At 64.1% G+C, this 22,850-nt stretch carries 19 protein-coding genes and 1 pseudogene; 9 read left to right on the top strand and 11 right to left on the bottom strand.

All coding sequences use genetic code 11. From position 1 onward, the window contains the following. The 3 genes from FOY51_RS03680 to FOY51_RS03670 all read left to right on the top strand — a co-directional run. Positions 1-423, top strand: a 423-nt coding sequence (locus tag FOY51_RS03680; protein ID WP_149428798.1) for a transposase, incomplete at its 5' end; no start/stop codon positions are given. 69 nt (positions 424-492) lie between these two features. Then, the gene (locus tag FOY51_RS03675; RefSeq protein ID WP_149428797.1) at positions 493-1,515 is read left to right on the top strand and encodes an LLM class flavin-dependent oxidoreductase; all 1,023 of its coding nucleotides are present in this window, start codon (positions 493-495) and stop codon (positions 1,513-1,515) included. A 96-nt stretch (positions 1,516-1,611) separates the two neighbouring features. Further along, positions 1,612-3,684, top strand: coding sequence for a PhoX family protein (locus FOY51_RS03670; RefSeq protein ID WP_149428796.1), 2,073 nt, complete (start codon positions 1,612-1,614; stop codon positions 3,682-3,684). 3 nt (positions 3,685-3,687) lie between these two features. Here the strand turns inward: FOY51_RS03670 and FOY51_RS03665 are convergent, their stop codons facing one another. After that, complete coding sequence (locus FOY51_RS03665; RefSeq protein ID WP_149428795.1) at positions 3,688-4,476, bottom strand: glycoside hydrolase family 25 protein; 789 nt, start codon at positions 4,474-4,476, stop codon at positions 3,688-3,690. 129 nt (positions 4,477-4,605) lie between these two features. Here FOY51_RS03665 and FOY51_RS03660 point away from each other — a divergent pair, with 129 nt between their 5' ends. Further along, complete coding sequence (locus FOY51_RS03660) at positions 4,606-6,135, top strand: phospholipase C (protein ID WP_149428794.1); 1,530 nt, start codon at positions 4,606-4,608, stop codon at positions 6,133-6,135. A gap of 17 nt (positions 6,136-6,152) precedes the next feature. Here FOY51_RS03660 and ggh read toward each other — a convergent pair whose 3' ends face one another. Together ggh and FOY51_RS03650 are read right to left on the bottom strand one after the other, a co-directional pair. Next, positions 6,153-7,490: a glucosylglycerate hydrolase gene (gene ggh, locus FOY51_RS03655; RefSeq protein WP_149428793.1), complete on the bottom strand. Its 1,338-nt coding sequence runs from the start codon at positions 7,488-7,490 to the stop codon at positions 6,153-6,155. 59 nt (positions 7,491-7,549) lie between these two features. Beyond that, positions 7,550-7,996: a MarR family winged helix-turn-helix transcriptional regulator gene (locus FOY51_RS03650; protein ID WP_149428792.1), complete on the bottom strand. Its 447-nt coding sequence runs from the start codon at positions 7,994-7,996 to the stop codon at positions 7,550-7,552. A gap of 58 nt (positions 7,997-8,054) precedes the next feature. Here FOY51_RS03650 and FOY51_RS03645 point away from each other — a divergent pair, with 58 nt between their 5' ends. Together FOY51_RS03645 and FOY51_RS03640 are read left to right on the top strand one after the other, a co-directional pair. After that, positions 8,055-8,654, top strand: coding sequence for a hypothetical protein (locus tag FOY51_RS03645; protein ID WP_149428791.1), 600 nt, complete (start codon positions 8,055-8,057; stop codon positions 8,652-8,654). Between the two features lie 10 nt (positions 8,655-8,664). Further along, complete coding sequence (locus FOY51_RS03640; RefSeq protein WP_149428790.1) at positions 8,665-9,342, top strand: SDR family oxidoreductase; 678 nt, start codon at positions 8,665-8,667, stop codon at positions 9,340-9,342. A gap of 11 nt (positions 9,343-9,353) precedes the next feature. Here the strand turns inward: FOY51_RS03640 and FOY51_RS03635 are convergent, their stop codons facing one another. Together FOY51_RS03635 and FOY51_RS03630 are read right to left on the bottom strand one after the other, a co-directional pair. Further along, positions 9,354-10,199, bottom strand: coding sequence for an aminoglycoside phosphotransferase family protein (locus FOY51_RS03635; RefSeq protein ID WP_235916098.1), 846 nt, complete (start codon positions 10,197-10,199; stop codon positions 9,354-9,356). A 55-nt stretch (positions 10,200-10,254) separates the two neighbouring features. Continuing rightward, a pseudogene (locus tag FOY51_RS03630) lies at positions 10,255-10,627 on the bottom strand (nuclear transport factor 2 family protein). 85 nt (positions 10,628-10,712) lie between these two features. On the opposite strand from FOY51_RS03630, the gene FOY51_RS03625 reads away from it, so the two are divergent. Further along, entirely contained in the window at positions 10,713-12,206 is a 1,494-nt protein-coding gene (locus tag FOY51_RS03625; RefSeq protein ID WP_149428788.1) for a carboxylesterase/lipase family protein, read from the top strand. Between the two features lie 39 nt (positions 12,207-12,245). On the opposite strand, the gene leuS is transcribed toward FOY51_RS03625, so the two are convergent. Next, positions 12,246-15,128, bottom strand: coding sequence for a leucine--tRNA ligase (gene leuS, locus FOY51_RS03620; RefSeq protein WP_149428787.1), 2,883 nt, complete (start codon positions 15,126-15,128; stop codon positions 12,246-12,248). Between the two features lie 92 nt (positions 15,129-15,220). Between leuS and FOY51_RS03615 the strand changes: the two genes are divergently transcribed. After that, on the top strand, positions 15,221-15,616 hold the full coding sequence (locus FOY51_RS03615) for an SdpI family protein (protein ID WP_149428786.1): 396 nt from the start codon (positions 15,221-15,223) through the stop codon (positions 15,614-15,616). Between the two features lie 7 nt (positions 15,617-15,623). Here FOY51_RS03615 and FOY51_RS03610 read toward each other — a convergent pair whose 3' ends face one another. From FOY51_RS03610 to FOY51_RS03595, 4 genes are all read right to left on the bottom strand, one after another. Further along, on the bottom strand, positions 15,624-16,865 hold the full coding sequence (locus FOY51_RS03610) for an NAD(P)/FAD-dependent oxidoreductase (RefSeq protein WP_371830397.1): 1,242 nt from the start codon (positions 16,863-16,865) through the stop codon (positions 15,624-15,626). Positions 16,866-16,867: 2 nt separating this feature from the next. Next, positions 16,868-18,295, bottom strand: a complete 1,428-nt coding sequence (locus FOY51_RS03605) for a cytochrome P450 (RefSeq protein ID WP_149428785.1) — start codon at positions 18,293-18,295, stop codon at positions 16,868-16,870. 38 nt (positions 18,296-18,333) lie between these two features. Next, positions 18,334-18,654: a 2Fe-2S iron-sulfur cluster-binding protein gene (locus tag FOY51_RS03600; protein WP_149428784.1), complete on the bottom strand. Its 321-nt coding sequence runs from the start codon at positions 18,652-18,654 to the stop codon at positions 18,334-18,336. 143 nt (positions 18,655-18,797) lie between these two features. Further along, positions 18,798-20,435 carry an AMP-binding protein gene (locus FOY51_RS03595; RefSeq protein WP_149428783.1) on the bottom strand — a complete coding sequence of 546 codons (1,638 nt, stop codon included), beginning with the start codon at positions 20,433-20,435 and terminating at the stop codon, positions 18,798-18,800. Between the two features lie 124 nt (positions 20,436-20,559). On the opposite strand from FOY51_RS03595, the gene FOY51_RS03590 reads away from it, so the two are divergent. Beyond that, positions 20,560-21,474 (top strand): diacylglycerol kinase, encoded by a 915-nt coding sequence (locus FOY51_RS03590; protein WP_149428782.1) that lies wholly within the window; start codon positions 20,560-20,562, stop codon positions 21,472-21,474. On the opposite strand, the gene FOY51_RS03585 is transcribed toward FOY51_RS03590, so the two are convergent. Next, positions 21,443-22,750, bottom strand: coding sequence for a condensation domain-containing protein (locus FOY51_RS03585; RefSeq protein ID WP_149428781.1), 1,308 nt, complete (start codon positions 22,748-22,750; stop codon positions 21,443-21,445). The two genes, FOY51_RS03590 and FOY51_RS03585, sit on opposite strands and share 32 nt — an antisense overlap. Positions 22,751-22,850 lie beyond the last annotated feature (100 nt).

Genomic DNA, 22,850 nt, shown 5'->3' with positions numbered 1-22,850 from the left:
GACCGGCACCCGGACGCCACGATCATCACCAGCTTCCCCGGCCTCGGTCGGCTGGCCGGTGCCCGGGTGCTCGCCGAGATCGGCGACGACCGCGCCCGCTTCGCCACCGCGCGCGGCCTGAAAGGCTTCGCCGGATCCGCACCGATCACGATCGCCAGCGGCAAGAAAAAGGTTGTCCTGCACCGCCATATCAAGAACCGGCGCCTCGCCGCCGTCGGCCCCATCTGGGCGCTCGCGTCGCTGCGCGCCTCGCCCGGCGCCCGCCAGCACTTCGACACCCGCCGCGCCGCAGGAGACTGGAGCCACCAAGCCCAACGACACCTGTTCAACAAGTTCCTCGGCCAGCTGCACCACTGCCTGCAAACCGGCCGGCTCTACGACGAACATCAGGCGTTTCCACCTCCTTCCGAGCTCGCGGCTTGACATTTAGCTTCGTGAGATGTCTTTCGGGGTAGATCCTCGATGGTATGCCGGGCAGCGAAGGGGCTATCGATGAAAATCGGCGCAATGATCCAACCGCAACTGCCGGGCGCAGCCGAGTTCGCCGAGGCGGCCGAGCAGCTGGGGATCGACTCACTGTGGACGCCAGAGATCTGGGGTTACGACGCACTGACCGGGTTGGGCTATCTGGCGGCCCGGACGGAGACGATCGGACTGGGAACGTTCGTCGTCCAGCTCGGTTCGCGCAGCCCGGCGATGCTGGCCAGTTCGGCACTGAGCCTGCAAGCCTTGTCCGGCGGCCGCTTCAATCTGGGTGTCGGAGTGTCCGGTCCGGCCGTGATGGAGGGCTGGCACGGTGTGCGATTCGACAGACCGGTGCAAACGACCAGAGAGACGATCGAGATCGTCCGGACCGTCAGCAGCGGCGCAAAACTTGTGCACGACGGCTCGGTGTACCCGCTGCCGTTGCCCGACAGCCGCGGCGCGGCACTGACGCCCATGCTCGCGCCCGCCCACGTGCCGATCTACATCGCCTCGATGGGCCCCGCCAATCTGCGATTGACCGGCGAGGTTGCCGACGGCTGGTTGGGCAACGCATTCATTCCGGAATCGGCGGAAGTATTTCTCGGTCCGCTGCGCGAAGGGGCAGCGCGGGCAGGTCGCGCGGTGGCCGACCTCGATCTGGTGGCGCCGGTCGCCGTCGAGGTCGCATCGGGTGCCGACGACACCGAGCGCCGGGCTCGAAAGCACGCCGACGGTTACGCGTTCACCATCGGAGCGATGGGGTCCGGTTCGACGAACTTCTACAACGAAGCATTCGCTCGTCTGGGCTTCGCCGACGAAATCGCGGAAGTCGCGCGCCTCTGGAAGGCCCGCCGACGAGACGAGGCCGCTGCAGCAGTTCCGCTCGCGCTGGGTTCCATGACCAATCTCCTCGGCACGCCGGACGCGATTGCCGACCGCATCGACGTCTACCGACAGAGCGGGATTACCACCCTGCTCGCCAAGGTCGATGGGACATACCCGGAGCAACTCGCGACCTTGCGCAGCCTCGTCGACATAGTTCGAAGTTAGGGCAGCCTCGTTGGTCAGCCGTTTACTTTGCTGTTCCTTTGCACTCTCCTGAAGGTTCTATGGTTCGCGGAGCCAGCCACCGACCGGGGAGCACCGATGAGCCTGAAGCCACTTGCGTTGTTCGTGAAACATGACGGCCAATCGGCGCGGGCGTCGGTGACCTGCCGCTACAAATGCGGCAACGCGTGCTCGCACGAGCCACCCAACACCTCCGCCGGCGAGTACTTCGGCGATGTCGTTCGGTCCGCGATGTCACGGCGCGGCGTGCTCAAGGGCAGTGCGGCAGCGGTGTTGGCCGTCGGTGCAGGCACAGTGCTGGCGGCGTGTGGAGATGACGCAACCACTGGCTCCAGCACGTCGACGCCCAACACTCCGGCGCCCACCGGCACCGATTTCACGGTGGTCGCGCCGAACAAGGAAGATGCCGTGGTCATCCCGGAGGGCTACGAGCAGGCCGTCGTAATCCGTTGGGGCGATGCGGTTCTCCCGGACGCACCGCCGTTCGACTTCGACAATCAGACTCCGCAGGCGCAGGAGAAGCAGTTCGGTTTCAACAACGACTTCGCCGGTCTACTGCCCGTGGAGGGGCAGCCGAACACGTACCTGCTGGTGGTCAATCACGAGTACACCACCGAACCGTTCATGTTCAAGAACTACGACGCGGACAACCCGACGCTGCAGCAGTTCCAAGTGGCGATCACCGCGCACGGACTGTCCGTCGTCCAGGTGAAGGGCGCCGCGGATTCCGGCAAGCTCACCCCGGAGTTCGGACCGCACAACCGCCGCATCACCGCCAACACCGAGTTCGTCCTCACCGGGCCCGCCGCGGGCAGCGAGTTCGTCAAGACCAGCGCGGATCCCACCGGCACCAAGGTGATCGGCACCTTCGCCAACTGTTCGGGCGGTGTAACCCCCTGGGGCACCGTGCTTTCCGGTGAGGAGAACTTCAACGGTTACTTCGGCAACCCGGAGGCCGTCACCGATCCGAAGGCAGCGGAACGCCTGAAGCGCTACGCCTTTGTCGACGGCAAGACCGAACACCTGTGGGAGCGCTTCGATAAGCGCTTCGACTTGGCACAGGAACCCAACGAGGCCAACCGATTCGGCTACGTCGTCGAGGTCAATCCGTGGGATGCGGCGTCAACTCCGATCAAGCATTCCGCATTGGGCCGAGTGAAGCATGAGGCGGCCAACATCTACGTCACTTCCGACGGCACCGTCGTCGCCTACACCGGGGACGACGAAAAGTTCGACTACATGTACAAATTCGTGTCGTCGCGCAAGATGCAGCCGGGCACCGGCCAAGCGAGCATGCGGTACAACGTGACCCTGCTCGACGCCGGCACTCTCTACGTCGCGAAGTTCACCGGAAACGAGCCGGACAAAATTGACGGGTCAGGCAAGGCACCTGAAGGCGGCTTCACCGGTAAGGGCGAGTGGATCCCGATCCTGCGGACCGGCGAAGACGGCAAAGGCGAGTCGTTGGTCGAGGGCATGAGCGCCGATGAGGTCGCGGTGTTCACGCGCTTCGCCGGTGACAAGGTCGGCGCCACCAAGATGGATCGTCCCGAGGACTTCGAGCCGAACCCCAAGACCGGCAAGGTCTATGCCGCGCTCACCAACAACGACAAGCGCGGCACCGACGGCAAAGCCGCTGTGGACGAGGCGAACCCGCGGAACACCAACAAGAACGGTCAGGTCATCGAGATCGTTGAAGACACTGCCGACCACTCGACCAATCGATTCACGTGGTCGCTGCTGTTGGTCTGCGGCGATCCCAAGGCGGCCGACACCTACTACGCCGGCTTCGACAAGTCGAAGGTCAGCCCGATCTCCTGCCCCGACAACGTCGCATTCGATCCGCACGGCAACCTGTGGATCTCCACCGACGGCAACGCGTTGAAGTCGAACGACGGATTGTTCAGCGTGGTGCTCGACGGCCCGAATCGTGGTGAGACCAAACAGTTCTTGACGGTCCCGCACGGTGGTGAGACGTGCGGTCCGATCATCACCGAATCTCGTGTGATGGTCTGTGTGCAGCACCCGGGTGAGCTCGACGACGCCAGCGCCGACAAGCCCGTATCGCACTGGCCCGACGGTGGCGACAGCCAGCCGCGGCCGTCCGTCGTCGCTGTGTGGAAGTCGGGTGGTGGGCGGATCGGGGTTTAGGTGTCAGCTACCGGAGCCCGAAGCACTTCCCGACGAACTGCCCGAACTGCCGAAGCTGAAGATGCCGCTGTTGGAGTACTGGTTCAGATCGCCTTGCGCACCGCTGTAGGAGTTGACGTCGGTAGTGCCGGGGATGCCGGGAATCGTGCCGTTGTCCGTGTACTGCCAGAACGTCCAGTTCCGCCACCCGCCCGGCAGCTCGGGTTGGGCGTTGCCGCGGTAGTCGGCGATCCACAGCGGGTAGTTGCTGAAGTCGGAGGTGTTGGCCATCGCCGTCTGCCAGAACACCGGGTACGTGTAGATGATCGGTTGGCGACCGGTCAGGGCCTGCACCGTGTTGAGGTAGCGGTGCAACCAGTCGGCGAGCGCGGGAGCCGGTAGACCGCCGCTGTTCTCGAAATCGATGACGGGTGGCAGGTCGCCGGGACCGTTGATCCCGAGCACCGTCGCGGCGTAGAACGCGGCCTGGGGCTCGGGCGGCAGGCCCGGCTGCGCGTAGTGGTACGCGCCGCGCGCCACGCCTGCCACCCGCATGACGACACAGTCCTGAATGAAGAACGGGTTGAAGTAGTTGAGACCCTCGGTGGCTTTCACCATGGCGAATTGATGACCGGAATGCTTGACCGCGAACCAGTCGATTCCAGTTCCGTTGATGTGATTCCACGACGAGACATCCGGGCCGACAGGGTCCGCGTAAGCGGCACCGGACGACGTGAACGCGACGGCGCCTGCGAGCGCGATGGGTGCGAGGGCGTAGAGCTTTCGACGAAAACCAGTTCTGGTCACAGTCATATCGCCCGACGGTAGACCTCTACGGCAGGGTGAAGGCAACCTTCGCACCGGGGTTGTCATCGAATCTTCACCTCGGAGCTGTACGGCAGCTTTAAGATCACACGATCGTATTCCGGAAAGGATGGTTCGATGGCCGCGGACGACACCCCAGGTACAGACGGTTTTTCGCGGCGTAGCTTCCTCGCGAAAGCTGCTGCGGCTAGTACCGCGGCAGTCGTCAGTTCTTGGGCCGGACCGATCATCGATCGGGCCTACGCTGCCGACCCGGGCGGACCCGGATCGCTGAAGGACATCGACCACTTCGTCTTCCTGATGCAGGAGAACCGCTCGTTCGATCACTACTTCGGCACGCTCTCCGGTGTGCGCGGTTTCGACGATCCGTCGCCTGTGTTCAACCAATACGGGTACACGCCTGGTGTCGGGCCGACGCCCACCGGCTTCCTGAACCCGTTCCGCCTCGACACCAATGTCGGCGCGAACCTCGACGGCGAATGCATCAACGACCCGACGCACAGCTGGGGTCCGCAGCATCACGCCTGGAACAACGGCAAAATGGATCAGTGGGTCAACGTGCACCTTCAGCACGAGGGCCCGGGCAACGGTCCGGCGACGATGGGCTACTACACCCGCGCCGACATCCCGGTGCATTACGACCTGGCCGACGCCTTCACGATCTGTGATCACTACTTCTGCTCGGTGATGGGACCGACCGACCCCAATCGGCTGTACTGGATCAGCGCACACCTCGATCCGGAGGGCACTCAGGGCGGACCGCTGGTCGAGACGCCGACGTTGATCCCCAAGAATCAGTACACCTGGCGGACCATGCCGGAGAACCTGGAGGACGCGGGCGTCAGCTGGAAGGTATATCAGAACAAGGATCTGGGCCCGGTCTCGAGCGTCATCCTCGACGGCATGCTCGGGTGCTTCAAGCAGTTCAGCACGCCCGGCACCAACCTTGCCCGTCGCGGCGTCGATCCGGCATTCCCGTTCGATTTCGAGTCAGATGTGCGGGCGGGCACGCTGCCGTCGGTGTCGTGGATCGTGCCGTCGGTATTCACCTGTGAACATCCGGCGTTACCACCGGCGGGCGGCGCGGTCGGCATCATGCAGGTGCTCGACATCCTGACGTCCAATCCTGCGGTGTGGGAGAAGACCGCGCTGATCATCAGCTACGACGAGAACGGTGGCTTCTTCGATCACGTCGCGCCGCCCACCGCGCCACCCGGAACGCCCGGCGAGTACCTCAGTGCACCGGTCGGGGTGGCGGAGTCGGAGGGCATCGCCGGTCCGATCGGGCTCGGTTTCCGAGTGCCGAGCCTGGTGATCTCGCCGTACAGCCGCGGCGGGCTGGTGGCGTCGGAGACCTTCGATCACACGTCGCAGCTGAAGCTGTTGGAGACCAGGTTCGGTGTGCCGGTGCCGAACCTGACGCCATGGCGACGAAAGACGGTGGGCGACATGGCGTCCGCGTTCAACTTTGCTGCACCGCCCGATGCGCGTCGGCCGGTCGTGACGCCGGCGGCACCACGCGTCGGGCCCGCTTTGGCGCAGTGCGTGCCCAACGTGGCAACAGGATTCTTCAATCAGGGCATCCCGTACCCGATTCCGCCGAACTCGATGCCGCGTCAGGAGCCGGGCACGCGCGGCCGTGCGTGACGTTTCGTCGCAGTCGGTCAGCCCAGCCAGTCGAGAACCGATGCAGCGGTCCAGGATTGCTGCATGCTGCCGAGCGGCGCACCGGTGAACGGTTCGTAGTATTCGGCGAAGCTGCCGTCGCTGGCCTGTCGTAGGCCTTCGGCTTTGAGGATCAACGCACGCTCGGCCCAGCCGCGGCGAGCGAAGGCCCACGAGAACAGCCAGCTCATCACCGGCCACACCGGGCCGCGCCAATATTCGCGCGGGCGAAAGTATTTCGACACCGGGGAGGTCGACGGCGGCAGCGCGTATCGCAGATCGGGATGACCGCAGAAGCGCGGACCTTCGAAGATGCGCAGCAAACTGCGCTCGGCGTCGCGGGACAGACCGCCGCAGAGCAGTGGCGCGAACATCGCCAGCGTCTCGGTGCTGATCCAGCGGTCGGCTCGGGTGTCGAAGTCGCGGGCGGCTCCGGAACGTGGATCCGTGGTTGCGACAACGCCTTTGCGAAACTTCTCGCCCCAGGCGTGCAGATCGCGGACGTCGGCGTTGGGCATCGAATGCTCCTCGCCGATGTTGGCGAGCACCTCACACGCGAGCGAGAAGATGGCGCTGACGAACACGTCTTCGACCGCGAAGCTCATGGTCGACGCGAGCTGGTAGTCGTCGTATCTGGCGGTGCGCATTTCTTCGAGAAGCCACAGGTAGCGGTCGTACTCGCCGTTGCTCGGACGCTGCGACGGATCGGTGACGACGTCGGTGTCGGCGCGCTGGTACGGCGGGAGCTCGCCGGGAATCACGTTGGCGTAGGCGCGATCCCAGCGAGGCGAGTTGTCCATGCCGGATTCCCAGCCGTGGTAGAGCGTGATGCGTCCGGTCTCCTTGGGGTCGCGCGCGTGAGCGAGCCACCGGTGCCAGCGCACCAGGTCGGGCCACCGGCGATCAAGGAATTCCTCGGCGACCGCGCGGGTGGTGCGGCCATGCCGTCGGGAATGGTCCAGGATCCGTTGCAGCGCAATGGCATGCACGGGCGGTTGGGTTATCCCTGACGTGTCCGGGCCGATCGGTGCGTGCGCGGCAAGCTCGCGACAGTTCCAACGCGACGGGCCGGGGAAGTAGCCGTCGACGCCGTTGGCGAACACGATGTGCGGAATCATCCCGTTTGTCCACTGCGCGGACAACAACGTGTCGAGTTCGACGACGGCACGTTCGACGCTCAGCGGCGCAAGGCCGACCGACACGAATGCCGCATCCCAGCTCCACATGTGCGGATACAGGCGGGGGGCTGCGCTGGTCATGGTGCCCAGGTCGTTGCCGCGCAGCAGGTAGGCGGCGCGCGCTGCCAGTTGCGTGGGAGTGAAACCTCGGTCGGCCATCGGCCCATTCTCCCGCCAGGGACGTTACCGCGCGACCTGTGGGTGGTTCTACCTGGAAGTCACCAGTGCCAGGCGTCACCACCGACGTTGGCGATGGTGCGTTGCAAGACGGTGATCGTCGTCGCGAACTCGGCCTCGCTGATGCCTCGCATCCGCTCGTCCTGCAGGTCCCGCTGAACGGCTGCGGCGCGGTCGAACATGTCGGTGCCGAGGTCGGTGCTGCGCAGCGCGGAATCGTCGCCGGTCACCCAGCCTTTCGCCGTTGCGTCGTCGAGCGCGGTTTCGACGGCCTCGACCGTGTCGTTGTGCCCGATGGTGTCGATCATCGTGCGCCGGTCGATACCACCCGGGTGCGTCGAAAGCTGATGGAGCACCCACCATTCCGGCTGCGAGACGCCGATGTCGGCAAGAGCGCCCCGAGTGCGCGTACGGACGGCTTCGGCGGCTCGCGCGGTCCAGAATCCGATCGGTTGACGGGCGGGCGGTTGCATCGTTGCGTAGGGCATGAATCGAACGTAAAACCTCGAGTGCGGTCGAGGTCAAGCCGCTCAGGGGCTTGCATCGGTGCCCAGCGCGCAGTACTGCTGTGTTGTGGCGCATCGCAATCGGGTCGATCCATTCGGCGAGATCACCGCCGAGCCGTATCGCGGTGCGTGGATGGGCAATCGTGGCGGTGCCATCGACGTCGGCTCCCATCGTCGGCAATGGGCTTCGAAAGCCTGGATCTACTGCCACCTGAAGTTCAAAACGAGGACGACGGTGTTCCGCGACCCCTCGCGCAAGTACACCGAGCTCTTCTTCTTCGACGAAGCTGTCGCGTTGACGGCCGGTCATCGACCGTGCGGTCAGTGCCAGCACGATCGTCTTGCGGAGTTCAAGATCGCGACCCTCGGGCGCCGCGCAAGTGTCGGCGACATCGACGACGTCCTGCATCGGGAACGACGTGGCGATCGTGACATCACGTCGATCGGATCGCTTCCGTCGGGAACCTTCGTCGACGTCGACGGCCCGACGCTCCTCCTCGACGGCCGTGCCCTGCGCTGGTCGCCCAACGGTTACGTGCAGTTAGCAGCGCCGGGCGCGGATACCACGGTTCCGGTTCTCACCCCTGCGTTGATCCGCACAGCGCTTGCCCGAGGGTTCGTGCCGACCGTGTCCGAGTAGCGTCGCGGCCATGCGTCCTACTGCCTTGATCACCGGAGCCAGCCGCGGACTCGGCGCCGCCATCGCCCGCGAGTTGGCACCGACTCACGACCTGCTGCTCGGCGGCCGATCGTCCGACTCGCTGGCACCGATCGTGGCCGAATTGCCCGGTGCCACGCCGTGGCCGGTCGATGTCACCGACTACGACGCGGTTGCCGACGCCGTCGCAGGCATCGACAGTCTGAACGTCCTGGTGCACAACGCGGGCGTCGCCGATATCGGCACCATCGCCGATTCGAGCGTCGAACAGTGGCGATACAACCTGGAGGGCAACGTGATTGCGGTTGCCGAACTCACTCGGCTGCTGCTGCCGGCATTGCGAACGGCGAACGGCCATGTGGTGCTGATCAATTCGGGTGCAGGCCTGCGAGCGAATCCAGGGTGGGGTCCGTACGCAGCGAGCAAGTTCGCGCTGCGAGCATTCGGCGACGCGCTGCGACTGGAGGAGCCGTCGTTGCGCGTCACATCGGTTCATCCAGGTCGAATCGACACCGATATGCAGCGAGCCCTGATCGCCGACGAAGGCCGCGACTACAACCCGGACGAGTTCCTGACACCGCAATCGGTAGCGCAAGCGGTCCGCAATGCGATCGAGACGCCCCGCGATGCCCACCCGGTAGAGATAGTCGTCCGCCCGATAGCCCGCTGAACCACCCCAGCTCAAGGGGCCAGGGTGGCCGCTACCTGCACCAGATCGGGTGCATCCAGCGCTTCCTGCACACATCGCGCGAAAAGCCAGAGCCGCAGCCGTTCCCGATCGAGAGCCAGAGGTTCTGCCAGCTCTCGGACGAATGCGAATGGATCGGCGATGAGTCGCTCGCGCGAGTCGAACATGTACTGCAGGACGTCGTAGGCCGGATCGCCGAGGTACGGCTTCGGGTCGATGACCAGCCACGGCTCTCGCTCGGCGGCCAGGATGTTGTCCGGATGCAGATCCGTGCATAGCAACACCGCACGATCCGCCGTCGACGGCAATTCTCGGAACAATTCCATTCCGGCACTGGCCATTCCGCGATCGAAGGCGGGATCGGCAGCGTACTTCTCCTCGAATTCATCCGCCCACTCGTCGCACATCTCTTGCAACGGACGGAACGGATGTCCCGGCCGCGGCTCGATCCACAGGCGAGAAAGCAACCCGACGATCACATCGTCCTGCACGCTCGCGGTCTCCGACGACAAGGCCCGACCGGGCAGGCACTGCTCCAACAGCAACGCATTGGTATCGCCGATCAAGGCTGAATAGACAAGTCGCACTGCACCGTTGCCATCCCACGCGCGCAGCCCGTCGGCCTCGTGCAGCGCCTCGAAGTGGTACCAGCCGACCTTGAGGACCGCCCTCGCGCCACGCGCGTCTCGTACCGGCGCCACCCACGACGCGACACCGCCCGGCTGATACGGCCGACCGACGTCGGTGAGGTGCCAGCGCTCCACCAGCATCGCGAGGGTGTCCGGTAACGCGTCGACCCAGCCTCGACGCGGCGCATCCGGGGCGTCGTATCGGTCCATCTCGTCCACGAGGTTCCTTGGCAGCTCCACCACGAGATTGTCCCGCAGCCGAGCGCTAGGACAGCTTCAGATCTGCCTGACTCCAGAATGCCTGCATGCTGGTGATCTTGGCGTCGTCGTCGAAGCTCATGACGTCGATGGGTGACAGATCGACCTTCTGTTCACCCATCGAGGGTGACGAGCCTGAAGACGAAAGCGGCACCATGACCCGCGACTCGGACCGTCACCAATTCGGAACTCCGGTCGAGGTTTTCGATCACCTGGTAGAACTCGCGAATCGCGTCGAGTCCGATACGCGGATCCGTGCCGACGGGATCTTCGAGCACCGCATCCTTGGCGAAGAGGGCGACGATGTCATCTGCCGATCCGCTGCCGACCAATCCCACGTACTTCTCGACGACCGCGCGAATCTGCTCTATCGATGCCATTGCGCACTCCTCGCTCGAACTGCAACCTGTTCCAGTTTGCGAGCATATCGCGGCGCGCGAATCTGCAGAGCGCTACCGTCGAGATATGGACCCGATCGTCACTGTCACCGGCGGACAGGTGCGCGGCCGCACCACCAACGGCGTCACTGCATTCCTCGCGATTCCCTATGCGTCCCCGCCCGTCGGTCCGCTCCGATTTCAGGCACCGCATCGCGTCGCGAATTGGGACGGTGTGCGCGACGGCGTCGAACTCGGGCCGACAAGTCCGCAGATTCCGTATCCGGCACCGATCGCCGCACTGTTGGGAACCTTCATCACACCGGGTGACGACTACCTGCACCTCAACGTGTGGACGCCGGACGGCGGCGGTTCCGATCTACCTGTGCTGGTCTGGATTCACGGCGGTGCGTTCAGCCGCGGTTCCAACACGATTCCGACCTACGACGGCACCGCCTTTGCCCGCGACGGGGTGGTGCTGGTGTCGATCAACTATCGACTGGGCTTCCCCGGCTTCGGAGTCGTCGACGGTGGCGCGACCAATCGCGGCTTGCGCGATCAGCTGTTCGCACTCGAATGGGTGCAGAACAACGTCGCGGCGTTCGGTGGCGATCCGGCCCAGGTCACTGTCTTCGGCGAGTCGGCGGGGGCGATGAGTGTGGCCGCCTTGCTGACGTCGCCGCTCAGCACGGGCCTGTTCCACCGTGCCATCATGCAGAGCGGAAACGTCAGCACCGCAGCCGAACTCGCGGATGCGCGCAACGCAAGCGTCTATCTAGCCGACCAGCTCGGCGTCGAGCCGACAGTGGACGGGTTGGCTACGATCAGCTCGGCCGCGCTGCTCGACGCGCAAACCGCGCTTGCGGTCGAGTTCGCCAACGACCCGAACCCAGATCGGTGGGGTGCCTCTGCCGTGCGGGCCGGTCTGGGTGCGATGACCTGTGTCCCGACGATCGACGGGGACGTCGTTCCCCAGCTTCCGGTCGACGCCATCCGTGCAGGCGCAGGCCACGACATTGCGGTCTTGGCCGGAACCAACTCCGACGAGTTTCGGTTCTTCACCGTGCCCGCGGGCCTGGGTGCAGCGGTCACGATCGAGGCGCTGCCGTTCGCCTTGGCACGCTACGGGATCGCCCCAGCGGTCGTGGAAACCTATGCGGCGCAACGGCCCGAAGCCAGTCCGGGCGACTTGCTCGCCGCCGTGCTCAGCGATCACGCCTTCCGTTCCGACACAACGCGAATGGCCGAGCTGCGTGCTCACGCTCCGGCGTCGACGCACCTCTACGACTTCGCGTGGGCGTCAGGGATTCCCGACCTCGGAGCGTGTCATGCGCTGGAGATCGGCTTCGTCTTCGACAACCTTGTCAATTCACAATCCATCACCGGCCCCACTCCACCGCAGCAGTTGGCCGACCGAATGCATTCGGCCTGGGTCGCTTTCGCGCAGCATGGCAATCCGGGCTGGCCACGATACGAAGAGAGCAATCCTGCAGTGCAGATGTTCGACGATCCCGAGTCGCGCGTTGTGCTCGATCCGCGGGCAGCGGAGTTGGCTGCGTTGCGCGCTGGGCACTGTGCGTGAAATTCAGTGCCCTAGCACCGAATTTCACTCACGGACGCGTCAGCGCACCACGTTCACCATTCGACCAGGTACGACGATCACCTTGCGTGGCGGATTGCCTTCCAAGATCGCAACGATCTTCTCGTCCGCCAACGCCGCTGCTTCGACATCTGCAACGGTTGCATCTGCCGGGACGCTGATCCTGCTGCGCACCTTGCCGTTGACCTGGATCGGGTAGTCGACCGTGTCCTCCACCAACCACTTCGGGTCGGCGACGGGGAAGGGGCCGCGGGCCAGGGATCCGTCGTGGCCCAACCGATTCCACAGTTCTTCGGCGATGTGCGGGGCCAGCGGGGCCAACATCAGCACCAGCGGTTCCACCACCGAGCGTGGCGCACCCTTCGGGTACTGCTTGGTCAGGTGATTGTTCAGCTCGATCAGCTTGGCACCGGCGGTGTTGTCGCGCAGCGCCTTGTAGTCGGCCTCCACACCGTCGATCGTCTTGTGCAGCAACCGAATCGTGTCTTCGGCAGGCTGATCGTCGGTGACGCGCAACTCGCCGGTTTCCTCGTCGACCACGACGCGCCAGACTCGCTGCAGGAACCGAGCCGAGCCGACGACATCCTTGGTCGCCCACGGCCGCGACGTGTCCAGCGGACCCATCGACATCTCGTAGACACGCAGAGTATCGGCACCGTACATGTCGCAGATCGCGTCGGGTGCAACGGAATTCTTCAGGCTCTTGCCCATCTTGCCGTATTCCTGGCGTACCTCGGCACCGTCGTAGAAGAACTTGCCGTCGCGCTCTTCGACATCCTCCGCAGGCACGTAGACGCCACGCGCATCGGTGTACGCGAACGCCTGAATGTAGCCCTGGTTGTACAGGCGGCGGTACGGCTCGCTCGAGCTGACATGGCCCAGATCGAAGAGCACCTTGTGCCAGAACCGGGCGTACATCAGGTGCAGGACGGCATGTTCCGCGCCACCGACGTAGAGGTCGACACCACCGGGATCGTTGGGACCGTGAATCTCCGGTCGCGGACCCACCCAGTACGCCTCGTTCTCGGGCGCGCAGAACTGTTCCTTGTTGGTCGGGTCGATGTAGCGCAGCTGATACCAGGAACTACCTGCCCACTGCGGCATCACGTTGGTGTCGCGGGTGTAGTGCTGCAGCCCGTCACCCAGATCGAGGTCCACGTTCACCCATTCGGTGGCCTTGGCCAACGGTGGCGACGGCTCAGAGCCGGCGTCTTCGGGATCGAAACTGATCGGCGCGTAGTCCTCGACATCGGGAAGTTCCACCGGCAGTGCCGATTCCGGCAACGCATGTGCATCGCCCGAACCGTCGTAGACGATCGGGAACGGTTCACCCCAGTACCGCTGGCGCGCGAAGAGCCAGTCGCGCAGCTTGTACTGGATGGTGCCCGCACCGCTACCGTCAGCCGTGAGCCGTTCCACCACAGCCTTTTTCGCGTCCTCGACGGACAGGCCGTTCAGGTAATCGGAGTTCACCAGCACACCGTCACCGCTGTACACGCCTTGGGCGACATCGCCGCCTGCAATCACCTCCACGATGTCCAGACCGAACGCCGTCGCGAAATCCCAGTCACGAGCGTCGTGCCCGGGCACCGCCATGATGGCGCCGGTGCCGTAACCCGTCAGGACGTAGTCGGCAATGAAGACCGGCAGCTGATGTCCGTTGACCGGGTTGGTGGCGTAGGAGCCGAGGAAGACACCGGTCTTCTCTTTGTTCTCCTGCCGCTCCAGATCCGACTTCGCGGCAATCGACTTCCGGTACGACGCAACGGCATCCGCCGGAGTGACGGCACCACCGGTCCAGCGGGCATCGACACCCTCGGGCCACTCGGCGGCGGTCAGCTGGTCGACCAGCTCATGTTCCGGCGCCAACGTGACATAGGTGGCGCCGAACAGCGTGTCCGGGCGGGTGGTGAACACGGCGATGTCCGACTGGCCGGCCGCAAAGTGCACCTGCGCACCGAACGACCGACCGATCCAGTTGCGCTGCATCGACTTGATCTTGTCCGACCAGTCCAGGTATTCCAGATCGTCGATCAGCCGATCGGAGTACGCGGTGATCCGCATCATCCACTGCTTCAAGTGTTTACGGAACACCGGGAAGTTTCCGCGATCGCTGCGTCCGTCGGCGGTCACTTCCTCGTTGGCCAACACCGTGCCCAGTCCAGGACACCAATTGACCAACGAATCCGATTGATAGACAAGGCGATAGGAGTCCACTACCGCACCACGCTCAGCAGCAGACAGCGCCGACCACGACCGTCCATCGTCCAACTGCTTTGCGCCGGAATCGAACTCGGCGATCAGCTCGTCGACGCGACGAGCCTTGCCTGCGTCGGCGTCGTACCAGGCGCCGTAGATCTGCAGGAAGATCCACTGCGTCCAGTGGTAGAAGTCGACATCGGTCGTCGCGAACGATCGGCGCGAATCGTGCGCCAAGCCCAACCGAGCGAGCTGACGCTGATAGTTCGCGATGTTGTCTTCGGTGGTGGTGCGGGGGTGGGTGCCGGTCTGCACCGCGTATTGCTCGGCGGGCAGGCCGAATGCGTCGAAGCCCAGTGCGTGCAGCACGTTGCGACCGTGCATCCGATTAAAGCGCGCGAACACGTCTGTGCCGATGTAGCCCAGCGGGTGCCCGACATGCAGGCCCGAGCCCGACGGGTACGGGAACATGTCGAGGATGAACAGCTTGTCCTCGGGCGGGCCGCCCCCCATGTCACCAGGAACATCGCCCGCCAGGTCGCCGACCGGGTTGGCAGCGTTGAAGGTGCCCTGCTCGGCCCACACCTGCTGCCAGTGCCGCTCGATCCGCGCAGCGACGTCAGCCGTGTAGCGATGCTGAAGCGTCTCACCTGGCTGGTCGGCCGCAGTTTCGTCGGCATGGTCGGCGTTGCCCACTGTTTCCATCTCTATCTGCTCGGCGGAAAGTTTGTCCTACCAGCGTAAGGCCTGCGACAACCGATTTCGGACGGCCCACCGGGTGCGGCTATCCTTGCCAAGTGCTCATCGTTGCTGTCGTCCTCTTCGTGCTGGCTGTCGTCGTCGCCGCAGTCGGGGTCGCAGGGCTGATCGGGCGTCTCCCACGCAATCGCTGGGCAGGCGTCCGCACTCCCGAAGCCATGCGCGACGACGAGTCGTTCAAGCTGGCCAACAAGGTCGCCGCACCCACCATGCTTGCCGCCGGTCTGCTGCTTGCCATCGGCGGCGGCGCGATGGTCGTGCTCGACGGCGTATTTGCCGTGGTCGCGATGCTGGTCGCTGTCGTTGCCGCCCTGTTCACGGCGGGTGCGGGCGCATCGCTCGCCTCAAGGGCGGCTGCCGCCGTTCCGGAAACCGGTGGTTGCGGCCACGCCTGCACATCGTGCTCGCTGCGCGACGCCTGCCAGCCGACCTGACGTCCCGTCAGCCTGCCGCGGCCTTGCTGGCCAGCGCTGCCTTGAGCATGTCGTTCAACGAGCTATCCGGATCTGCCAATTGGCTCCGATCCACCGGAACCCGTTCACCGATGCCGCGGCGACTGAACATGAACTCCTGCGGGCGGTTGACGCAATCTGCCGCGATCAGCTCATCCTGCTTGAAGTAGAAGCAGGCGAAGCTGCGACCCGCCTCCGGATCCCCACGGAGCACGACACTGTCGTAGCCCTCGTTGAGTCCGGCGATCTGGAGTTTGAGTTCGTACTGGTCGGACCAGAACCACGGTAGAGCCGTGATGTCCTTGCTCTTGCCGCACATCGTTGCGGCGGCGATCTTGGCTTGCTCGCCTGCACTGGGTACCGACTCGAGGCGTAGACAACGGTCGTAGCGCGGCATGAAGTGGTTCGCGCAGTCACCCGCGGCGACGATGTCCGGGTCGCTGGTCAGGGCATGATCATCGATGGTGATGCCGTTGTTCACCCGCAGGCCCGCCGCCTCCGCGAGTTCCGTGTTCGGCACGACGCCGATTCCGATGATGACCAGATCTGCTTCCACGAGCTCGCCATCGGCCAGCCGCACACCGCGGACGCGGTCATCACCCTCGATCGCCGAAATTGCGACGCCGGTTCGTATTTCGACACCCTCTTCGCGATGCACGCGAGCGTAGAACGCGGATACCTCAGGTGCCGTGACGCGTTGCAGCACGCGCTCGGCGCTCTCCAACACGGTCACGTCGACACCCAGTTTGCGCAGCGAGGCCGCAGTCTCCAAACCGATGTAGCCGGCTCCGATGATGACGACGCGACCGCTTCCGGTGATCCCGTTCCGAATCGCTTCGATGTCGGCGGCATCGCGCAGGTAGTGCACGCCGACCAAGTCCGAGCCCGCCAGGGGGAGGCGGCGCGGGCGGGCACCCAAACACAGCGCGAGCTTGTCGTAGGAGAGCTCCTCACCACCACTCAACGTGAGCACGTGGGCCTCACGATCGATGCTGGTCACTGTGGCGTGCCGGATGGTGATGTCGTTCTTGGCGTAGAACGCGGACGGCCGGATCAGCAGGTCGTCGAGTGTGGTCTTGTTCGCGAGGTAGGTCTTCGACAGAGGCGGGCGGTGATACGGCAACGCAGGCTCGTCGCCGATCAGCAGGATCTCGCCTTCCCAGCCTTCCTGGCGCAAGCTCGCGCAGAGTTGCGCACCGGCGTGGCTGGCGCCGACAATGATCGCCCGCACGGTCAGACCTGCTGTTTCTTGGTGAGCTTGACCATCATCTTCGAGTAGCCGCGCACAAAGGTCGACTGCACGATCTCCGGCTCCTCGAGGACTTCGATGTCGTCGAAGCGCTCGAGCAGCTCTTCCCACAGGATGCGCAACTGCAGCTCCGCGAGCCGGTTTCCCATACACCTGTGCACACCGAAACCGAACGCGATGTGGTTGCGCGCATTCTTGCGATCGACGACCAGTTCGTCCGGGTTGTCGAAATGGCGCTCGTCGCGGTTGCCCGAGGAGTACCACATGATCAGCTTGTCGCCCTTGCGGATGTGCTGACCGCCCACAACGGTGTTTTCCTTGGCTCGCCGCGCCATGTACGCCAGCGGTGTCTGCCAACGGATGATTTCGGAGACCGCGTTGGGAATCAGCTTCGGATCGGCCTTGAGCTTGGCGAACTGATCCGGGAACTTGTTGAGTGCGTACACGCCACCGGTCATCGAGTTACGGGTCGTGTCGTTGCCACCGATGACGAGGAGCATGAGGTTGCCGATGAGCTCCATCGGTCGGTCCATCAGATTCGCGGTGTTCGGGTCCGACAGCATGAGGCTGATCAGGTCGAATCCGGGTGCCTCACCAGCCGCGATGCGCGCAGACTTGTCCTTCCACAGCGCAAGGACCTTGGTTGCCAACACAACTCCGGCATCGAACGTCTCGTCGACATCGGTGTCACCGCCCGTGATCGCCGGGAGTCCCGAGCCCAGGTCGGACATCTCGGTGAGCTCGCGGCGCTCGTCGTACGGGTAATCGAGCAGCGTGGCAAGCATGCGCGACGTCAGTTCCTTCGAGACGACGTCCACCCAGTCGAACGGCTCACCGATCGGCAGTTCGTCGAGAACTTCCTGGACTCGTGAGCGGATAAGCGATTCCATCTCTTTGAGATTCTTCGGCGCGACGACGCCCTGCACAGCGACGCGCTGTTCGTCGTGCTTCGGCGGATCCATCGCGATGAACATCCGAAGATCCAGTCCCGCAGGCATTTTGCCGATGATGATGTACGGCTCGGCCGAGAACACGGTGTGGTTCTTGTCCATCGCGAGGATGTCCTCGTAGCGCGTGACCGACCAGAAAGGGCCGAACGGACCCTTCGTTTGGTAGTGCACCGGCGACTCGTCGCGCAAGCGCTTGAGGTGCGAGAGCCACTGACCCTGGCGGTACAGGAACGGGTTGCTCATGTCGATGTCGGCGAGGGGGACAGTCGCGCCATCCGGAATCGGCTTCTCGACGAACTTCGGCTGCCGCGCGCCTTTGGAGACGGTGCGCAGCGCGCGGTTGTACGCGTGCGCCGCCCGGACCAGGAGGGGGAGCGGGACGTTCGACTCGACCTTGCTTCGCACCGCTGGGAGCGGATTGACCGACTCGACCGTGTTCTTCACCCGATTGAGAGTGCTCATGATTTCTTACCTCGCCGTGACTTCGATAGTTTCCGGAGTTACATCTGGAATTCGGGGAGCTTGACGGTCATGCCGTCCATATCCTCGGTGACTTTGATCTGGCAGGCGAGTCGTGACGTCTGCTCGCGCTCCGGCGTCATGTCGAGCATCTGCTCCTCTTCGGAGCTCTGCTCGCCGGTCCGGCTCAGCCACTGCTTGTCGAGAATGACGTGACAGGTTCCGCAGGCACACTCACCTCCGCAGTCGCCATCGATGCCCGCGACGCCGTTGCTGGTCGCGATCTGCATCAACGATTGACCTTCGTCGATCTCTGCGTCCTGTGATTCGCCGTCATATGAAACGAAAGTGATTGTTCCCATGTCCCTGACCTTCGGTAGCTGGGTGCTTCGACGAGGGAGTGGCAAGGGAAACCGGTCGGCCTCATTGCCACCATCGAACTGCTTTACATAAATATGACATATGTCTAGCGGATCGACAATAGCTCTGAAATGTCCGGCGCCTTTCAGGCTTCGTTCGTGTCGAGTCCCAGCAGCTTGACGGACTGATCCCGCATCTCGACTTTTCGGATCTTTCCCGTCACCGTCATCGGAAATTCCTCGGTGAGATGGATGTAGCGCGGGATCTTGTACCGCGCCAACTTGCCAGTGGCGAACTCGCGCAGCACGTCTACGGTAAGCGGCTCGGCACCGGGGCGCAGCTGAATCCACGCCATCAACTCTTCGCCGAACTTCTCGTCTGGAACCCCGATCACCTGGGCGTCGACGATGTCCGGATGCGTGTAGAGGAATTCTTCGATCTCACGCGGGTAGATGTTCTCGCCGCCGCGAATCACCATGTCCTTGATCCGTCCGGTGATGGCGACGTAGCCCTCGTCGTCCATCACGGCGAGGTCTTCGGTGTGCATCCAGCCGTCGGAATCGATTGCTTTGGCCGTCTTCTCGGGGTTGTTCCAATAACCGACCATCACGGAGTAGCCGCGAGTGCACAGTTCCCCCGCCGTCCCGCGGGGAACCACCTCTCCGGTAGCCGGGTCGACCAGCTGGATCTCCAAGTGCGGGTGGACCCGCCCGACGGTGGTTACGCGCTGGTCGAGCGTGTCACCGACCCTGGTCTGCGTCGACACCGGCGACGTCTCCGTCATGCCGTAACAGATCGTCACGTCGGTCATCCCCATCCGGGAGACCACCTGCTTCATCACCTCGACCGGACACGGCGAGCCTGCCATGATTCCAGTCCGCAGCGACGACAGGTCGTAGGAGTCGAAGTTAGGGTCGGCCAGTTCCGCGATGAACATGGTAGGTACGCCGTAGAGCGACGTGCACTTCTCCTCGGCGACGGCCTTCAACGTTGCGGTGGGGTCGAACGCGGCTGCCGGGATCACCATCGTCGCGGCGTGCGTGGTCACACCGAGATTGCCCATGACCATGCCGAAGCAGTGATAGAACGGAACCGGGATGCACACCCTGTCGTCCGGCGTGTAGTCGCACAATTCGCCGACGTTGAAGCCGTTGTTCAGGATGTTGCGGTGACTGAGCGTGGCACCCTTGGGGAATCCTGTTGTGCCCGAAGTGTATTGAATGTTGATCGGATCGTCGGGATGCAACGACGCCAGCGCCGCCGTCAACGTCTGCGGGTCGGCGTCGCGTCCTGCCGCGACCAGCCCATCCCACTCCTGCGATCCGATCAGCACCACGTCTTTCAGGCTGTCGACTCGGGGGCGGACATCGGTGATCATCGCCGCATAGTCCGACGTCTTGAACTTCGGCGCGGCGATCAGCATCGTGATCTCGGCCTGCTTCAGGACGTACTCGAGTTCGTGCGTTCGATAGGCCGGATTGATGTTGACGAGAATCGCGCCGATCTTTGCCGTCGCATATTGGGTGATCGACCATTCCGCGCAGTTGGGCGCCCAGATCCCGACCCGGTCGCCCTTGCCGATCCCGGCTGCGGATAGTCCGAGCGCGAAAGCGTCTACCTCCGAACCGAACTCACGGTAAGTCCACCGACGACCGGTGGCCATCTCCACCAACGCCTCGTGATCGGGATAGGCCGCGACCGCACGATCGAGGTTCGCACCGATCGTCTCGTCCAACAGATCGGTGGACGCTGCACCGCGGGCATAGGAGAGTTCTGTGCTCATCGCGAGCCTTTCGTTTCTGTGGTGATGCCGACGCGTTGTCCAGTCGACACCAGGGACCACCGCAAGGGCAACAACGGTGTGAAACATGGCGTTGTTCGTTCTCGAACACTGGCAAGCTGATCCCGTGAGCAAACGTGTTGCACTGTTCTCCAACCCCAAGTCCGGTGCCGGCAAGAGCGCGGAGATCACCGCGCGGGCAGTGAAACGGCTTCGAGAACGTGGGATGCAGGTCGACGAGTACATCGGCAAAGACCCAGCCGATGCGCGCCGCCTCGGCCGCGAGGTTCTCGACCACGGTACGGACGTCGTCGCCGCCGTCGGCGGCGACGGGATGATTTCCCATACGCTGCAACAGCTTTCCGGCACCGACGTTCCGCTCGGCATCATCCCGTCCGGGACAGGAAATGACCACGCGCGCCACTACGGCATCCCGCGTGACAATCCCGAGGCGGCGGCCGACCTCATCGCCGACGGACATGTCACCCGCGTCGACGTCGGCCTCGTCCAGGGCGCGGGCGGCATCCGTCGCTACTTCGGATCCATCGCCGCCGCGGGCTTCGACTCGCTCGTCACCGACCGCACCAACACGATGTCCTGGCCGCGTGGGCGCATGCGCTACAACGTCGCGCTGCTGGCCGAGTTGGCGAACCTGAAACCCCTTCCGTTTCGGATGACCCTCGACGACGGCACCGTGATCGAGCGGGATATCACCCTGGTCGCGATCGGGAACACGTCCAGCTACGGCGGCGGCATGCGCATCTGCCCTAACGCGGACCCGACCGATGGGCTGCTCGACGTCACCGTGATCGACTCGGGATCGCGGTTCGCCATGATTCGATCGTTCCCGAAGGTGTTCAGCGGCAAGCACATCGAGTCGCCGGAAGTGCAAACCTACCGAACGACGTCGATCCGCATCGAGTCGCCGGGAATCACCGCCTACGCGGATGGAGAATTGATCGGCGAGCTGCCGGTCGACGTGAGCGTACTGCCGCGACACCTCAGCATTCTCACGCCGAAGGATCGGGTGCGCCAGTCATGATCTCGCGATAGATCTCGGCGAAACGACGCGCCCCGTCGTCGCCGATGTGCCGTCGATCCGAACGGAACGACGCGAAGAGCTCCGATCCGATCCCTGCCATGCCCACGGCCATCGGCAGAATCGACGACAGCGGCGGTGGACTGAACCACACCTCCGTCACGGCGCCGACGTCGCCACCGAAGGACGGGATCGAGGTACGACCCAGATTCGACAGCGTCGCGGACTCTACCCAACTGTCCTGCACGAGCGGCAGCAGCGCCGAAAGCCCCCGTTTGACGACGGACGGCAGATACTTTCCCGGACCCAGAATGTCGATCATCCAGCCCGCGACACCGTCGGCCTTCAACGGCGTCGTGTGGTCGCGGACGATACCCGCTGCGGTAGCCAGATCCGGGCCCAGGTCGGACGGAACGATCACCGCCAGGTAGCCGGCAAAGTTGGACACGACCTCCGACGACCACTCGGCAGGTCGGATGTTCACCGGCATCATGATGGAGACCGTGTCGCCGATCGCCTCGTCGTGTTCGCGATTCCACTTGACAACCGTGAGGGCGAGGGCCGCCAGCGCAACGTCGTTGATCGTGGCACCCTTCGGCTTTAGTGCGCGCACGGCAGCGGTGTCGTCTTCGCTGAAGCGGAGTTCGGTGAATCCGTAGCGTCGATCATCTTGTGCGGGTGCGTCAGCGGCCACTCGGGTGACGTTGCGTCGGTCCACGTAGTCACGCGCGATCTTGGTCGCCCGCGGAAGCAGATCCGAGATGCCGCGCGAGCCCGCCACCGATCGAAGATCACGAGCTTCGGCCAGGGGCGGTCCACCGATCGGGTCGTCTTCTCCGCTATAGGCACGCGCGATCGATGTCACGAATCGCAGCACGCTCATCCCGTCGAACACCGCGTGATGGAGGTTGAGCATCAGATAGTCGCCACCCTCGCTGCGGACGATCGTCGCCGCGAACGGGGGGCTGGTCGACAGAGCGACGTCGACGCCGAACAGGCGGCCGCGGACATCCTCGGGCGATTCGTCGGTTACCTCGAGCGGCAGGTGATCGACGGAATCCGGGATTTCCCAGTCGCGCCGCACCGCCCCGATGGTCGAACGAGCGAGCCGCGCCCGGCTGAACTCGTGTTGCCCGAGAGCAACGCGCATCGCCGCAGCCATCTTGTCCGCGTCGAACCTGCCCTCCACCCTTATCTCGAACTGAATGGACATGACACTTTGATCGGAGATGTTGAGAAACACCTCGTCGAGCGGGGTGATGCGATAGGTCGACGTCATGTCCAGCAGCGTGTCAGATGCCGTCACCGTCCACTGTGTTTCATGCCATTATTTCGATCTCGCAACGGATCTCGTTCTTGTCGGTTTCGTGCCCAATACT

Origin of the sequence: Antrihabitans cavernicola, from assembly GCF_008297975.1 — a bacterium.
Taxonomy (GTDB): Bacteria; Actinomycetota; Actinomycetes; order Mycobacteriales; family Mycobacteriaceae; genus Antrihabitans; species Antrihabitans cavernicola.
The sequence above is the reverse complement of the archived record's forward strand: the minus strand, read 5'-3'. Positions and strand labels throughout refer to the sequence as shown.

Coding starts and splice junctions, on each gene's coding strand:
- FOY51_RS03675 (WP_149428797.1), top strand. CDS start 493: ATGAAAATCGGCGCAATGATCCAACCGCAACTGCCGGGCGCAGCCGAG.
- FOY51_RS03670 (WP_149428796.1), top strand. CDS start 1,612: ATGAGCCTGAAGCCACTTGCGTTGTTCGTGAAACATGACGGCCAATCG.
- FOY51_RS03665 (WP_149428795.1), bottom strand. CDS start 4,476: ATGACTGTGACCAGAACTGGTTTTCGTCGAAAGCTCTACGCCCTCGCA.
- FOY51_RS03660 (WP_149428794.1), top strand. CDS start 4,606: ATGGCCGCGGACGACACCCCAGGTACAGACGGTTTTTCGCGGCGTAGC.
- ggh (WP_149428793.1), bottom strand. CDS start 7,490: ATGGCCGACCGAGGTTTCACTCCCACGCAACTGGCAGCGCGCGCCGCC.
- FOY51_RS03650 (WP_149428792.1), bottom strand. CDS start 7,996: ATGCCCTACGCAACGATGCAACCGCCCGCCCGTCAACCGATCGGATTC.
- FOY51_RS03640 (WP_149428790.1), top strand. CDS start 8,665: ATGCGTCCTACTGCCTTGATCACCGGAGCCAGCCGCGGACTCGGCGCC.
- FOY51_RS03635 (WP_235916098.1), bottom strand. CDS start 10,199: ATGGACCGATACGACGCCCCGGATGCGCCGCGTCGAGGCTGGGTCGAC.
- FOY51_RS03625 (WP_149428788.1), top strand. CDS start 10,713: ATGGACCCGATCGTCACTGTCACCGGCGGACAGGTGCGCGGCCGCACC.
- leuS (WP_149428787.1), bottom strand. CDS start 15,128: ATGGAAACAGTGGGCAACGCCGACCATGCCGACGAAACTGCGGCCGAC.
- FOY51_RS03605 (WP_149428785.1), bottom strand. CDS start 18,295: ATGAGCACTCTCAATCGGGTGAAGAACACGGTCGAGTCGGTCAATCCG.
- FOY51_RS03600 (WP_149428784.1), bottom strand. CDS start 18,654: ATGGGAACAATCACTTTCGTTTCATATGACGGCGAATCACAGGACGCA.
- FOY51_RS03595 (WP_149428783.1), bottom strand. CDS start 20,435: ATGAGCACAGAACTCTCCTATGCCCGCGGTGCAGCGTCCACCGATCTG.
- FOY51_RS03585 (WP_149428781.1), bottom strand. CDS start 22,750: ATGACGTCGACCTATCGCATCACCCCGCTCGACGAGGTGTTTCTCAAC.